Raw genomic sequence first — 13,446 nt, 5'->3', positions numbered from 1 at the left:
CTTCGTCGGAACATCCGGCATTCCGAGTGAAATCGCAGTCATCTGCTGTACAACCCCAAGGTGTGGACCATGGTCCCGAGTTCGGCGGGCTCCAACCATCGAGATTACGGCACCGGCCCGCCGTACGAGCACATCGCTGCGCGCAGACCCTCCAAATGCCTACGGCCGGGCGCGAAGAGACACCCGGCCGTAAACCTGAAGCCGCCTCGACGCCCCGAGCTGTTCCCCATCACTTGGAGGATCCGGGCGCCGGGCTCCCCCGCCGCCTTACGAGATCTTGACCGGGTTCACCACGTCGGCGATCAGCACCAGGAGCGTGAAGCAGATGAAGACCCCGGCCACGACGTACGCGACGGGCATGAGCTTCGCGACGTCGAAGGGGCCCGGGTCGGGCCTCTTGAAGAGGCGGGCGAGTTTCCGCCGCGCGGACTCCCACAGGGCCCCCGCCATGTGACCGCCGTCGAGCGGCAACAGCGGCAGCATGTTGAAGAGGAACAGCGAGAGATTGAATCCGGCCAGCAGGAACAGCATCATCGCCATCTGGTTCTGCGTCGGGACGTCCAGCGTCATCACCTCGCCGCCGATCCGCGCGGCGCCGACGACGCCCACGGGCGAGTCGTCCTTGCGGTCACCGTCGGAGAAGGCGGCGTTCCACAGATCGGGGATCTTGGACGGCAGCGCGACGATCGACTCGACACCGGTGACGATCATGTCGCCCATGCGGTCGACGGACTCGCCGAAGGAGAGCGGGACGATCTCGGTGGCGGCGGCGAAGCCCAGATAGCCGGCGGGTACGAACTTGTCCGGAACGACCTCCCCGTCGGAGTTCTTCTGCGCCACCATGTTCTTCGCGAGCGTCGCCTGGAGGACCTGCTCCTTGCCGTCACGTTCGACCGTGATGGTGGCGGGGCCGATCGTCTCGCGGATGAGGCCGGACAGCGCGGACCAGTCGTCGACCCGCTGTCCGTTGAAGGCGACGATCTTGTCGCCCTCTTTAAGACCGGCGGCGCGGGCAGGCGACACGGGGTCGCTCGCCTCGCACTTCTCGCGCGCAACATCTTGAGAGATGACGCACTTCTGAACGCCCGCGACCTCGGTGGTCTGGGTCTGGAAGCCGAAGCTCATCGCGACGCCCATGAAGATCACGACGGCGAGGACCAGATTCATGAACGGTCCCGCGAACATCACGATCACGCGCTTCCACGGCTTACGCGTGTAGAAGAGCTTGGTCTCGTCGCCCTCCTGAAGCTCCTCGAAGGCCGCCGAGCGGGCATCCTCGATCATGCTGCGCCAGGGCGACGTGGACCGTGCCTCGATGCGCCCGTCGGCGCCCGGCGGGAACATCCCGATCATGCGGATGAAGCCACCGAGCGGGATGGCCTTGAGCCCGTACTCGGTGTCGCCCTTCTTGCGCGACCAGAGCGTGGGGCCGAATCCGACCATGTACTGAGGCACGCGGATGCCGAAGAGCTTGGCCGTCGACAGATGGCCCAGCTCGTGCAACGCGATGGAGAAGAGCAGTCCCACGGCGAAGATCGCGATGCCGAGGACTGTCAACAGGATCGTCATGCGCGGGCCTCCGCTGGCTGTGCTTCGCCGAATTTCTCTGCCATCTCGCGGGCCCGGGCACGTGCCCAGGTCTCCGCCTCAAGGACGTCGGCCACAGTGAGCGAGGTTCCCCTGGTGGGCTGTCCGTGCTCGGCGACGACTTCGGTGACGGTATCCATGATGCCGTTGAACGGCAGCCGCCCCGCCAGGAACGCGTCCACGCACTCCTCGTTGGCGGCGTTGAACACCGCCGGAGCCGTACCGCCCAGCGATCCGACGTGCCGGGCGAGTCCCACCGACGGGAAGGCCTCGTTGTCGAGCGGGAAGAACTCCCAGGTCGAGGCGGTGGACCAGTCGAAGGCGGGCGCGGCGTCCGGTACCCGTACCGGCCAGCCGATACCCACGGCGATCGGCCCGCTCATGTCGGGCGGCGTGGCCTGCGCGAGGGTCGAGCCGTCCGTGAACTCCACCATGGAGTGGACGTACGACTGGGGGTGGACGACGACCTCGATGCGTTCGAAGGGGATGTCGTACAGCAGATGCGCCTCGATGACCTCCAGCCCCTTGTTGACGAGGGTGGCGGAGTTGATCGTGATCACGGGGCCCATGGCCCACGTGGGGTGCGCGAGGGCGGCGTCGGGGGTGACGTGGGCCAGTTCCGCCTTCGTACGGCCGCGGAAGGGGCCGCCGGAGGCCGTGACGACCAGCTTGCGGACGTCGGCGCGGGTGCCCGCCGCGAGGGCCTGGAAGAGCGCGGCGTGCTCGGAGTCGACCGGGATGATCTGTCCCGGCCTGGCGAGCGCCTTGACCAACGGGCCGCCGACGATCAGCGACTCCTTGTTGGCGAGGGCGAGCGTGCGGCCCGCTTCGAGGGCGGCGAGCGTGGGCGCGAGACCGATGGAGCCGGTGATGCCGTTGAGCACCGTGTGGCACGGGGACGTCGCGAGGTCGGTGGCGGCGTCCGGCCCCGCCAGGATCTCGGGGAGCGGCTCGGAGCCGTACTCCGCGGCCAGCGCCTCGCGCAGCGCGGGCACGGCGTCCTCGCGGGCGACCGCGACGGTGCGCACCCGGAGCTGTCGCGCCTGTTCGGCGAGCAGTCCGACCCGTCCGCCTGCGGCGGACAGCGCGGTGAGACGGAAGCGGTCGGGGTTGCGCAGGACCAGGTCGATCGCCTGGGTGCCGATGGACCCGGTGGAGCCGAGGACGACGATGTCCCGGCGGCCTTCGGACGCGTCGAAGGCGATGTGGGGGTCGGCGAGTGGGGCTGGACTGTCGCTCATGGCCCCATTCTTGCCGCATCGGGGGACGGTGCGGGCCGCGAGGGCCAAAAACAGGGCGTGGGACAAGCGTGGGGTGGGCGTGGACCGACCCGGGCCGAGCCTGGGCCGGTCCCGGACGTCAGCGCGTCGAGGCCGCCTCGAACTTCTTCCACTGCGCCGTGATGACCTCCTCGGGCACCTTGCCGATGTCCTTCGTGTCCAGGATGTCGGCCCGGAAGGAGAGGGTGGTGGCGCCGGAGCGTACGACGGTGAGGTACTCGTACAGCTTCAGCGTGCCCTTCACGTCGAGGATCGTGAAGCGGTACGCCTGCGCCTCGTCGCCGTGGTCGGGCGCCTTGACCGGCTCGACCTTCAGATACTGCCCCTTGGCGACGGCCCGGTTCTCGACGAAGCCTCCCGCGCACGCCTTGCCGGCCGCGCCGAGGGCCTTCATGACGCCGACGGCGCCGCCTCCGTTGTAGGAGCGGAGCTGTACGGCGACGGTTGCGCCCACCATCTCCTCGGCGACGTCGACGTTGCGGTGGACCTCGGACGCCGGGTCGAAGGCTGTGGCGCCCTTGGCCAGGCTGACGAGCGGCTGGCAGGCGGCGGGGTCGGCGGTGTAGTCCTCGCCCTGGGGCTCGCCGAGGGAGAACTCCCCGGCGGTGTACTTGCCGATCTTCTCGCCGTCGGTGAAGGCGAGAGCCGTGAGGTCGCGTTGGCTCAGGGCCCCGCTTCCGCCGGAGGTGCCGAGCTCGCCCGAGCCGGCCGATGCGGCGGATTCGGCGGATTCGGCGGCATCCTCGGCGCCGTCGGCAGGGGTGGACGCGGGGGCTTTGCCGTCCGTACGGGCGTCCTTGCCGCCCTTGCCGCCGTCGGTCGCCCCGTCGCCACCGCACGCCGCGGCACCGGTCAGTACGGCGCCGACGAGCGCGAGAGCCGCGGCGCGGCGCAGCCGTGCACGTCGGCCGCCGGACCGTCCCTGGTTGCCCGCCCCGAACATGCCTGCCCCAATCGTCGGTCGACGGCGCCCGCGGTTTCGATCACGCGGTCGGTGCTCCGTGCGGTCATGTCGAGGCTCGATTGTGCGGCATGCGGACCACCGGGGTCACGCGCCGTCGGGGCGGAGACGCCGCGCCGGCTTGGGCCACGCCGGGTGGAGACACTTCGGTGAGTTACGGCATCCGCATTGACACACCTCACGCGCGGCGTGATTCTGAGAGCGCTCTCAGAAAGGTCTGTACCTGAAGAGTCGTCGCCTTCCGGTTCCCGCCACTCCCCGCTACCGGTTCCGGCACCCGGCCCTTCAGTCGCACCCGCCTCACCGGCGGCGTCCGTACGTCAGATTCCGCCCCCCACCACCCCCACTGGGATCTACCTGACGAGGAGGAAGAGCGAGTGCCTGCGATACGCAAGCTGCTGGCTTCTCTGGCCGCCTCGGTGGTCTTCACCACCGGATTCACGGCCTTGACCGCCACGGCCCCGGCCGAGGCCGCCGTTCCCAACACCATTCCGTTCACCATCACGAACAACTCCGCGCGTGGCGAACAGGTCTACATCTACAACCTCGGTACAGAGCTCTCGTCCGGCCGGCAGGGCTGGGCCGACTCCAACGGCACCTTCCACGCATGGCCCGCCGGCGGCAATCCGCCGACCCCGGCGCCCGACGCATCGATCGCCGGACCGGCCCCGGGCCAGAGCAAGACGATCCAGCTGCCGAAGTTCTCGGGGCGGGTCTACTTCTCGTACGGCCAGAAGCTCGACTTCAGGCTGACGACCGGCGGCCTGGTCCAGCCCGCCGTGCAGAATCCGAACGACCCGAACAGGAACATCCTCTTCAACTGGTCGGAGTACACGCTCAACGACTCCGGTCTGTGGATCAACAGCACCCAGGTCGACATGTTCTCGGCGCCGTACGCGGTCGGCGTCAAGGGCCCCGACGGGACCACCAAGACCACGGGCCATCTGAAGGCGGGTGGCTACAACGGCTTCTTCAACTCTCTCAGGGCGCAGCCCGGCGGCTGGGCGGGTCTGATCCAGACCCGGTCGGACGGCACCGTCCTGCGCGCTCTGGCGCCCGGTCACGGCATCGCGTCCGGCGCCCTGCCGGCCGGCGTCATGAACGACTACATCGACCGGGTATGGGCGAAGTACGCCAACTCGCCACTCACGGTGACCCCGTTCGCGAATCAGCCGGCGGTCAAATATGTCGGCAGGGTCTCCGGCAACGTCATGAACTTCACCAACACCTCCGGCGCGGTGGTCACTTCGTTCCAGAAGCCCGACGCGGACAGCATCTTCGGCTGCTACAAGCTCCTCGACGCCCCCAACGACCAAGTACGGGGCCCGATTTCACGCACGCTGTGCGCGGGGTTCAACCGCTCCACGCTGCTGAGCAACCCCAACCAGCCGGACGCCGGTTCGGCGGACTTCTACAAGGACTCCGTCACCAACCACTACTCCCGGAAGATCCACGAGCAGATGGTCGACGGCAAGGCGTACGGCTTCGCCTTCGACGATGTCGGGGCCCACGAGTCGCTGGTGCACGACGGCGACCCGCGGCAGGCTTTCCTCACGCTCGACCCGTTCAACTGAGGCGACGTCTCACCAACGCCCCGGGCCGCGCCTTCCGTAAGGAGGACGCGGCCCGGGTCGCTCAGCGGATCGGCCGGCGGACGTTGTCCCGCTCGGACGGACCCGGCGTGGCGTCGGCGATCCAGGGGCCGTCGCCGCTCGGGTCGATGACGCCCTCCTCCAGCCAGGTGTAGGTGCCGGCCAGCACGCCGTTCACGACCTTGCGGTCGACGTCGTCCGTGTTCGACCACAGCCGCGTGAACAGCTCCTCGACACGGATCCGGGACTGCCGGCAGAACACGTCGGCGAGCTGGTACGCCTCCCGCCCGTGTTCCCCCTGCGTGCGCAGCATCTCGGCGCGTACACACGCCGCGCTCATCGCGAACAGCTCGGCGCCGATGTCCACGATGCGCCCCAGGAAGCCCTGCTTGGTCTCCATCCGGCCCTGCCAGCGCGACATGGCGTAGAAGGTCGAGCGGGCGAGCTTGCGCGACGTCCGCTCGACGTAGCGCAGGTGCGCGGAGAGATCCAGATGCCCCTTGGGGTGAAACTCCGCATAGGAGTTGGGCAGTTGACCGGGGCCGGCGACGAGCTTCGGCAGCCAGCGCGCGTAGAAGGCGCCCGCCTGCGCCCCGGCCTTCGCCTTGTCGGACAGCGTCTTGTCCGGGTCGATGATGTCACCGGCCACCGCCAGGTGCGCGTCGACGGCCTCGCGGGCGATCAGCAGGTGCATGATCTCCGTGGAACCCTCGAAGATCCGGTTGATCCGCATGTCGCGCAGGACCTGCTCGGCGGGTACGGCGCGTTCGCCGCGGGCCGCCAGCGAGTCCGCCGTCTCGAAGCCCCGTCCGCCGCGGATCTGGACGAGTTCGTCCGCCATCAGCCAGCCCATCTCGGAGCCGTACAGCTTGGCCAACGCCGCCTCGATACGGATGTCGTTGCGGTCCTCGTCGGCCATCTGGGACGCGAGGTCGACCACGGCCTCCAGCGCGAACGTCGTCGCCGCGATGAACGAGATCTTCTCCCCCACCGCCTCGTGGTGGGCGACGGGTTTGCCCCACTGCTCGCGCGCCGCCGTCCACTCGCGGGCGATCTTGAGGCACCACTTGCCTGCGCCGACGCACATCGCGGGAAGCGACAGACGGCCGGTGTTGAGGGTGGTGAGGGCGATCTTGAGACCGGCGCCCTCGGGGCCGATGCGATTGGCCGCCGGGACTCGTACCTGGTGGAAGCGGGTGACCCCGTTCTCCAGACCGCGCAGACCCATGAAGGCGTTGCGGTTCTCCACCGTGATGCCGGGCGAGTCCGCCTCGACGACGAAGGCGGTGATGCCGCCCTTGTGGCCCTCCGACTTCGGTACGCGGGCCATCACGACAAGGAGGTCGGCGACGACGCCGTTGGTGGTCCAGAGCTTCACGCCGTCCAGGACGTAGTCGTCGCCGTCGGGCACCGCCGTGGTGGCGAGCCGCGCGGGGTCGGAGCCGACGTCGGGCTCCGTGAGGAGGAACGCCGAGATGTCCGTACGGGCGAGGCGCGGCAGGAACGTGTCCTTCTGTTCCTGTGTGCCGAACATTTTGAGCGGCTGCGGTACGCCGATGGACTGATGCGCGGAGAGCAGGGCGCCGATCGACGCGTTCGCCATGCCGACCAGGGCGAGGGCCTTGTTGTAGTACACCTGGGTGAGGCCGAGACCGCCGTATTTCCTGTCGATCTTCATGCCGAAGGCGCCGAGTTCCTTGAGGCCGTCGACCACCTCGTCGGGAATGCGCGCCTCGCGCTCGATCTGCGCCCCGTCGATCCGTGTCTCGCAGAACTCGCGCAACGTGGCCAGGAAGGCCTCTCCGCGCCGTACGTCCTCCGCCGGGGGTGCGGGGTGGGGATGGATGAGATCGAGCCGGAAACGGCCGAGGAACAGCTCCTTGGCGAAGCTCGGCTTGCGCCAGCCCTGCTCACGGGCGGCCTCGGCCACCTGTCGTGCTTCCCTCTCGGAGACCTTGGGCTCCGGGACCTGGGCCGTGTCGAACGAATCGGATGGAGCGGACATCGGGAACTCACCTCGCCGCGAACGTCGGGTCGATGGGCCCGACCGGCCAAGGCGTTGTCCTGTCGCCCTGGTGGGAAAGGTACCGGCCGGTACTACTCGTCCGTATCTACCCGAATACCGAGGGTGTGGCCAGTCCTGACACAGACCGTCGGGTCCGCGGGGCGGGGTCCGTACGCGTACACGGAAAAGGCCGGGGCCGCCCTACGGCGGCCCCGGCCCGCTCTCCTCAGTACGAATGCGCGTGGCGCTTGCGGTCCGCGCGCGGTCCGTCAGAGGGCGAGGCCCGTGAAGACCATCACGCGCTCGTAGGTGTAGTCGTCCATCGCGAACCGCACGCCCTCGCGGCCGACGCCGGACTGCTTGACGCCGCCGTACGGCATCTGGTCGGCGCGGTAGGAGGGGACGTCGCCCACGATCACGCCGCCGACCTCCAGGGCCCGGTGGGCGCGGAACGCGGCCTGCACGTCGTGGGTGAACACGCCCGCCTGGAGGCCGTACTTGGAGTCGTTCACGGTGTCGAACGCCGCGTCCTCGCCGTCGACCTGGCTGAGGGTGAGGACGGGGCCGAAGACCTCCTCGCAGGAGATCGTGACGTCCGCCGGGACATCGGCGAGGACGGTGGGCGCGTAGGAGGCACCGTCGCGCTTGCCGCCGGCCAGGAGCCGGGCGCCCGCCTGTACGGCCTCGTCGACCCACGCCTCGACCCGCTTGGCGGCGTCCTCGCTGACGAGGGGGCCGACGTCCGTCGCGTCGTCGGACGGGTCTCCGGTGACCTGCGCCTCGACGGCGGCGACGATCTTCGGTACCAGGCGCTCGTACAGGGAGGCGTCCGCGACGACACGCTGCACCGAGATGCAGGACTGGCCGCCCTGGTAGTTGGAGAACGTACCGATCCGGGTCGCCGCCCAGTCGAGGTCCTTCTCGCTGGCGTAGTCGGCGAGGACAACTGCCGCACCGTTGCCGCCGAGTTCGAGGGTGCAGTGCTTGCGCGGCACCGAGTCCATGATGGCGAAGCCGACCTTGTCGGAGCCGGTGAAGGAGATCACCGGCAGGCGCTCGTCCTGTACGAGGGTGGGCATCCGGTCGTTGGCGACGGGCAGCACCGACCAGGAGCCGACGGGCAGCTCGGTCTCGGCGAGCAGTTCACCGATGAGCAGGCCGGAGAGCGGCGTCGCCGGGGCGGGCTTGAGGATGATCGGGGCGCCGACGGCGATGGCCGGGGCGATCTTGTGGGCACAGAGATTCAGCGGGAAGTTGAACGGCGCGATGCCGAGGACGACGCCGCGCGGGAAGCGACGGGTCAGCGCGAGGCGACCGACGCCGCCGGCGTCGGTGTCGAGTCGCTGGGCCTCGCCGCCGTTGAACCGACGGGACTCCTCGGCCGCGAACCGGAAGACGGAGACGGCGCGGCCCACCTCGCCGCGTGCCCACTTCATGGGCTTGCCGTTCTCCGCGGAGATCAGACGGGCGATCTCCTCGGTGCGCTCGACGAGACGCCGCGACACATGGTCGAGCGCCGCGGCCCTGACATGCGCGGGCGTCGCGGCGAACTCGTCGCGCACGGCGTACGCGGCGGCCACGGCCTCCTCGACCTGTGCCTCTGTCGGGACGGCGACCTTGCCGACGAGCCGGCCGTCCCACGGGGAGGTGACGTCGAGAGTCTCCTCCCCGGTGGCCTGGCGTCCGGCGAGCCAGAAGGCATGGGTGGCTGCCACAGTTTCGTTCGGCATTTGCGAGTCCCGGCCCTTCCGAAGTGGTGGAGATGTCCCCTCCACCGTAGGGGCCCGGGGCGCGCACGGGATTTGTCCGGGATGGAGTGGTGGCAGGTGCGGGCTGCGACGCTTTGGCATACGGGGCGGAAGCTCGCGGCGGGGCTCATGGGCTGGCGTCGATCATCCGGGCACCGGCCGAAGCGGAGCTCGTGCGGCAAATCCGGAACACGTCGCGGGAGTTGAGGCGGACGGCGCTGTGCGGGCGGGCGTTCGTCAGGTTCCCGGCGGCGTCGCCGAGGTGGTCTTCAGGGCCAGCCAGAGCTCCATCCGGACGTCCGGGTCGTCCAGTGTGCGGCCCAGGATCTCCTCCACACGGCGCATGCGGTAACGGAGCGTATGCCGGTGGACGCCCAGATCGGCCGCCGCGGCGTCCCACTGGCCATGGCGGGAGAGCCAGGCCCTGAGGGAGTCCACCAGGTCGCCGCGCCCTTTGGCGTCGTGCTCGTACAGCGCGCGCAGCATGCCGTCCGCGAAGGCACGCACGGCGTCGTCGGCGAGGAGCGGCAGGAGCGAACCGGCCGCCAGTTCCTCGTGCTCCACCAGCGCGCGGCCCCGTCGTCGCGCGACGGACAGTGACTGTTCGGCCTGTTTGTACGCGCCCGCAGCCGCGATCGGCCCCGTCGGGGCGGAGAGGCCGATGACGACGCCGGCGTCGTCCGCCTCCTGCTGCTTGTACGTCTCGCAGGCCAGGGCGACCGCACCGGCGTCCGCCGCGAGCACGACGAGCCGTTCCTCGCCGTCGGGCACGGCGAGCACGGCTTCGCCGCCGTGCGCCGCCGACGCCTCCAGCGAATCGGTCAGCGACTGGAGCGGGTGGCCGGCGGCGGGGTCACGAGGCTCGCTCCCGGCCTCTGCCGGTTCGGCGATCAGCAGCCGGAACGGGGCGTCCAGCAGCCCTCCGTACAGATCCCCCGCCACCGCCCGCGCGTGGTCGGGCTGGCCGGAGAGCAGCATCCGCAGCACCGCGGAACCGAGTCGCTGCTCGGCCTCCTGGAGCGCGCGTGAACGCTCGGTGGTCAGTGTCAGGAGCGCGACGGCGGAGTGCACCGCGTATCGCGCCGCCGTGCCCAGCGCCGCCCCCGTACCGACGGCCAGGGCGCCCCGTACACGACGGCCGCTGCCCAGCGACTGGAGCTCGACCCGGTCGTCGGGGTCGCCGACCACGGCGCTGGCGGGCGCGGGGCGCTCCCGCAGCCGCTCCACCTCGGGCGAGAGGCGGGCGGCGCGGCGTGCCGCCCATTCGGGGGCTGCGGCGATCACCGCGCCCGTCGCGTCGTACAGCGCCGCCCAGCCGTCGATGTGCGCGGCAAGGCGGGCCAGCAGCACGGCGGGGCCCTCGGAGAGAGCCGCGCGGGTCAGCTCCCGCTGCGCCTCGAAGCCCGCCGTGACCGCCCGGTACTGATCGGCGGCTATCGCCGCCGAGACGGCCTTGCTGATGGCGAGGAAGGGCGTACGACGGGGCACTGCCAGCAAGGGCAGCCCCTCCGCCCGTGCGGCGTCGACCAGGGCATCCGGGATGTCCTCGTAGTTGACGCCGACGGCGAAGCCGAGCCCGACGACGCCGGCGCCCACGAGGCGCCGTACGTAGCGCCGCATGGCCTCGGGATCCTCGGCATGCAGGGTGACGGCGGTGACAAGCAGCAGTTCGCCGCCGTCCATGTACGGCACCGGGTCTTCGAGTTCACTCACATGCGCCCAGCGCACCGGCGTATCGAGCCGGTCCTCCCCCGCGCGCACGGTGAGCTTGAGCGCCGAATGCTGGATGAGCGAGGCGAGGGTGGGCGGCATGGCGGACCGTGGGACCTTCGTGAAGAGGACGGGCGGATTGTTTTCGCCGTCTCGTAGAAACGGCCTACTCCAATTCTGCCAGGGTGTACGAGAACAGCGGGAGGCGTCCAGATGACGCCGGCCGCACGCGCCCTCGGCCCGGGAATCCCCTGGGGCGACCCGGGCGACATCGCCTTCGTACAGAGACCGTCCTGCACCCAGGGTCGCTCGGGTCGCCTAGGTACGGAGGTCCACCAGCATGGGTGGCGCGTGCTCCCCGCCGACCGTGGTCAGCGAGAGCACGGCGTGGCCCGCCGGAACGGAGTGGGCCAGTTCGGAGGCCGACCAGCGTTCGCGCTCGACCTCCCGGACCGTGACCGCCTCGGCGGTGGCCGCCTTGCCGGTCACCAGCCGTCGCATGAAATGCAGTGCCTTGGTGAGCGGCTCGTCGGAGATGATCTGCCGGTTGGTGACGTCACGGGTCTGGACCCACTCGGTGCCCCAGCTCTCCGCGAACCGCCCGCCGTCCCACGGGCCCAGCCCGGAGAACGCCATGCGGCAGCCCACGGCGCCGAGGAGCGGGCCGCGCAGCGGATCGGGGACGTCTTCCAGGGTGCGTAGCGCCAGGACCACCCCGGCGTTCGCCGAGCGCAGTCGCTGGATGGCGCGGACGGAGTCGCCCGTCACGGTGTACGTCGCGTCGTCCAGGACGAGGCAGGCGAACAGCGAACGGTCCGTGCGGGCAAGAGCGGCATCCGTGAACTGGGCGAGGAGGAGCCTGGCGATGATCCGGGACGCCTCCGCGTGGCCCCGCTCGGGCAGGTCGATCCTGACCCTCAGGGGATGCTCGATGGCGCGCAGCGAGAACGAGCGACCGCTGCCGTCCGTACGGAAGAACTCGGCGAATGCGGGCCGGTCGAGGAAGGCGAGGCGTTCGGCCAGGAGCACGCCGATGTCGTCGCCACGCGTCGACTGCCGCTCACGTGCGTCGAGCTCGCGCAGTTGGGCCGCCGCGCCGGGGTCGCCGGACGACTCCAGCGCGGTCCGCAGCCCCTGCACGGCCACGGGGGATCCGCCGATCAGCTCCCGCAGTTCCGGGACGGCGGGGAAATGCCCGTGCACGCTGCGGTACGGGCCGATGAGCTGGGCGAGCGCGGTCGCGGCCCTGCGCCTGTCGCCACCCGGGAGACCGGCCGCCAGGTCCCCCACGAGGGCCTCCGACAGCGTCCTGGCGGCCTCGTCCGGGTCGTCGGCGCTTCCGTAGAGGTCGAGGTCGTGGGTGGCGCCCGGGCGGCCGACAGCGATCACGAGGTCGAAGGAGTCGTCGGGGGCGAGCGCCGCCCCGTAGGCGGTGACGGCGACGACGGCGGCGCGGTTCGCGAGCGCCTGGAGGCAGAGCGACTCGACGACGGGGCGGACCAGTCTGACCGTCTTGCCGGAGCCTGCGGGACCGACCGCCAGGAGCGAGGTGCCGAGCAGCCCCGGCTCCAGCGCGAGGCCGGTGGTGCGCCGCGCGTACGGGTTGCGCGGGTGGTCCGCCACGGTGCCGATCCTGACCTGCCCGGTGGCGAGGTCGTGGTTCGCCGTACGCAGCGGCAGGTCCCGCTCACCCGAAGGGTGGGCGCAGGCGCCCGCCCCGTGGGCGCGGACGGTGTCGGTGAAGGCCGGCAGCCGTTCGGGCCGGGTACGGACGCCCTGCCAGGCGCGGCGGATCCGCGCGTAGTCGACGTCGCCGAGGGTGCCGCGCCGTACGGCTTCGGCGAGCTTGGCCGCGGCTTCGGTCAGTCCCGCGGCGCGGAGTTCGGGCCAGTCCGCCGGGTCGGCCTCGGCGGGCGGCGGCGGGGGCGGCTCGTCCTCGGTGGCCATCCCGAGGCGACGCCGTACGGGGGGCCAGGTGCCGGCGCGCCCGACCACCGCGAGCACGGCGGCGACGAGGAGCACGTAGTAGATGTTCGACACCCAGGTCAGCCAGTCGACGGTGCGAGGCATCTCGCGCCAGAAACCCGGCAGCAGTACGAAGAGCGGCCACAGCGGTACCCCGTAGCGCCGCCAGACCTCGTTCCAGTTGCCGATCCGGCCGAAGCCGACGGCGAGCAGGCCGACGACGAGGGCGTAGTAGAGATAGCTCGCCACGACGTACAGCTCGACGTTCGGGCTGTCTTTCGACCGCCAGCTCTCGGGGGTCAGCCACTGGATCGGCAGGAGCCACCACCTGTCCGCGAAGAACCACCAGCCACCCAGATAGCCGTTCCAGAGCAACGACCACACGAGCCAGCCGCACAGGTAGGCGACGAGAGCACCGCTGAACAGCTGGCGGGCCGGCACCTGCTGGGGCGCCTCCGGCGGGCGCGGGCGGTGCCCGAGGCGCCAGACACCCGGTTCGGCCTGGGGGCGGGGAATCCGCAGCCAGTCGGCCACGGACGCGCCGATGCCCGGGGCCGGCGCGTGCGTCGGCGACGGTGGGAGGGCCGGGGAGCCGGAC

At 70.6% G+C, this 13,446-nt stretch carries 8 protein-coding genes; 1 reads left to right on the top strand and 7 read right to left on the bottom strand.

Features of this window, described 5'->3' with window-relative positions; translation table 11 throughout:
• Positions 1 to 267 precede the first annotated feature (267 nt).
• From BHU15_RS06595 to BHU15_RS06585, 3 genes are all read right to left on the bottom strand, one after another.
• Complete coding sequence (locus BHU15_RS06595; RefSeq protein WP_069626312.1) at positions 268 to 1,569, bottom strand: M50 family metallopeptidase; 1,302 nt, start codon at positions 1,567 to 1,569, stop codon at positions 268 to 270.
• Positions 1,566 to 2,828 carry a 1-deoxy-D-xylulose-5-phosphate reductoisomerase gene (gene dxr, locus BHU15_RS06590; RefSeq protein WP_069626311.1) on the bottom strand — a complete coding sequence of 421 codons (1,263 nt, stop codon included), beginning with the start codon at positions 2,826 to 2,828 and terminating at the stop codon, positions 1,566 to 1,568. Before dxr ends, BHU15_RS06595 begins: the two co-directional genes overlap by 4 nt.
• Positions 2,829 to 2,946: 118 nt before the next feature.
• Positions 2,947 to 3,810 carry a hypothetical protein gene (locus tag BHU15_RS06585; protein WP_069626310.1) on the bottom strand — a complete coding sequence of 288 codons (864 nt, stop codon included), beginning with the start codon at positions 3,808 to 3,810 and terminating at the stop codon, positions 2,947 to 2,949.
• Between the two features lie 425 nt (positions 3,811 to 4,235).
• Here BHU15_RS06585 and BHU15_RS06580 point away from each other — a divergent pair, with 425 nt between their 5' ends.
• Positions 4,236 to 5,402 (top strand): glycoside hydrolase family 64 protein, encoded by a 1,167-nt coding sequence (locus BHU15_RS06580; RefSeq protein WP_376339355.1) that lies wholly within the window; start codon positions 4,236 to 4,238, stop codon positions 5,400 to 5,402.
• A 61-nt stretch (positions 5,403 to 5,463) separates the two neighbouring features.
• Here the strand turns inward: BHU15_RS06580 and BHU15_RS06575 are convergent, their stop codons facing one another.
• The 4 genes from BHU15_RS06575 to BHU15_RS06560 all read right to left on the bottom strand — a co-directional run bounded on the left by BHU15_RS06575 (position 5,464) and on the right by BHU15_RS06560 (position 13,364).
• Positions 5,464 to 7,425, bottom strand: a complete 1,962-nt coding sequence (locus BHU15_RS06575; protein ID WP_069626308.1) for an acyl-CoA dehydrogenase family protein — start codon at positions 7,423 to 7,425, stop codon at positions 5,464 to 5,466.
• A gap of 269 nt (positions 7,426 to 7,694) precedes the next feature.
• Positions 7,695 to 9,140: an aldehyde dehydrogenase family protein gene (locus BHU15_RS06570; RefSeq protein ID WP_023538316.1), complete on the bottom strand. Its 1,446-nt coding sequence runs from the start codon at positions 9,138 to 9,140 to the stop codon at positions 7,695 to 7,697.
• A gap of 270 nt (positions 9,141 to 9,410) precedes the next feature.
• Positions 9,411 to 10,985 (bottom strand): PucR family transcriptional regulator, encoded by a 1,575-nt coding sequence (locus tag BHU15_RS06565; protein ID WP_069626307.1) that lies wholly within the window; start codon positions 10,983 to 10,985, stop codon positions 9,411 to 9,413.
• Positions 10,986 to 11,201: 216 nt separating this feature from the next.
• The gene (locus BHU15_RS06560; protein WP_438284957.1) at positions 11,202 to 13,364 is read right to left on the bottom strand and encodes an ATP/GTP-binding protein; all 2,163 of its coding nucleotides are present in this window, start codon (positions 13,362 to 13,364) and stop codon (positions 11,202 to 11,204) included.
• Positions 13,365 to 13,446: the final 82 nt, after the last annotated feature.

The sequence above is a fragment of the Streptomyces niveus genome (genome assembly GCF_001723055.1).
Taxonomy (GTDB): Bacteria; Actinomycetota; Actinomycetes; order Streptomycetales; family Streptomycetaceae; genus Streptomyces; species Streptomyces niveus.
Note: the sequence above shows the minus strand (reverse complement) of the source record. Positions and strands in the feature narration are given on the sequence as shown.

Excerpts from the sequence above, each read along its gene's own strand:
- BHU15_RS06595 (WP_069626312.1), bottom strand. The coding sequence starts at position 1,569 with ATGACGATCCTGTTGACAGTCCTCGGCATCGCGATCTTCGCCGTGGGA.
- dxr (WP_069626311.1), bottom strand. The coding sequence starts at position 2,828 with ATGAGCGACAGTCCAGCCCCACTCGCCGACCCCCACATCGCCTTCGAC.
- BHU15_RS06585 (WP_069626310.1), bottom strand. The coding sequence starts at position 3,810 with ATGTTCGGGGCGGGCAACCAGGGACGGTCCGGCGGCCGACGTGCACGG.
- BHU15_RS06575 (WP_069626308.1), bottom strand. The coding sequence starts at position 7,425 with ATGTCCGCTCCATCCGATTCGTTCGACACGGCCCAGGTCCCGGAGCCC.
- BHU15_RS06565 (WP_069626307.1), bottom strand. The coding sequence starts at position 10,985 with ATGCCGCCCACCCTCGCCTCGCTCATCCAGCATTCGGCGCTCAAGCTC.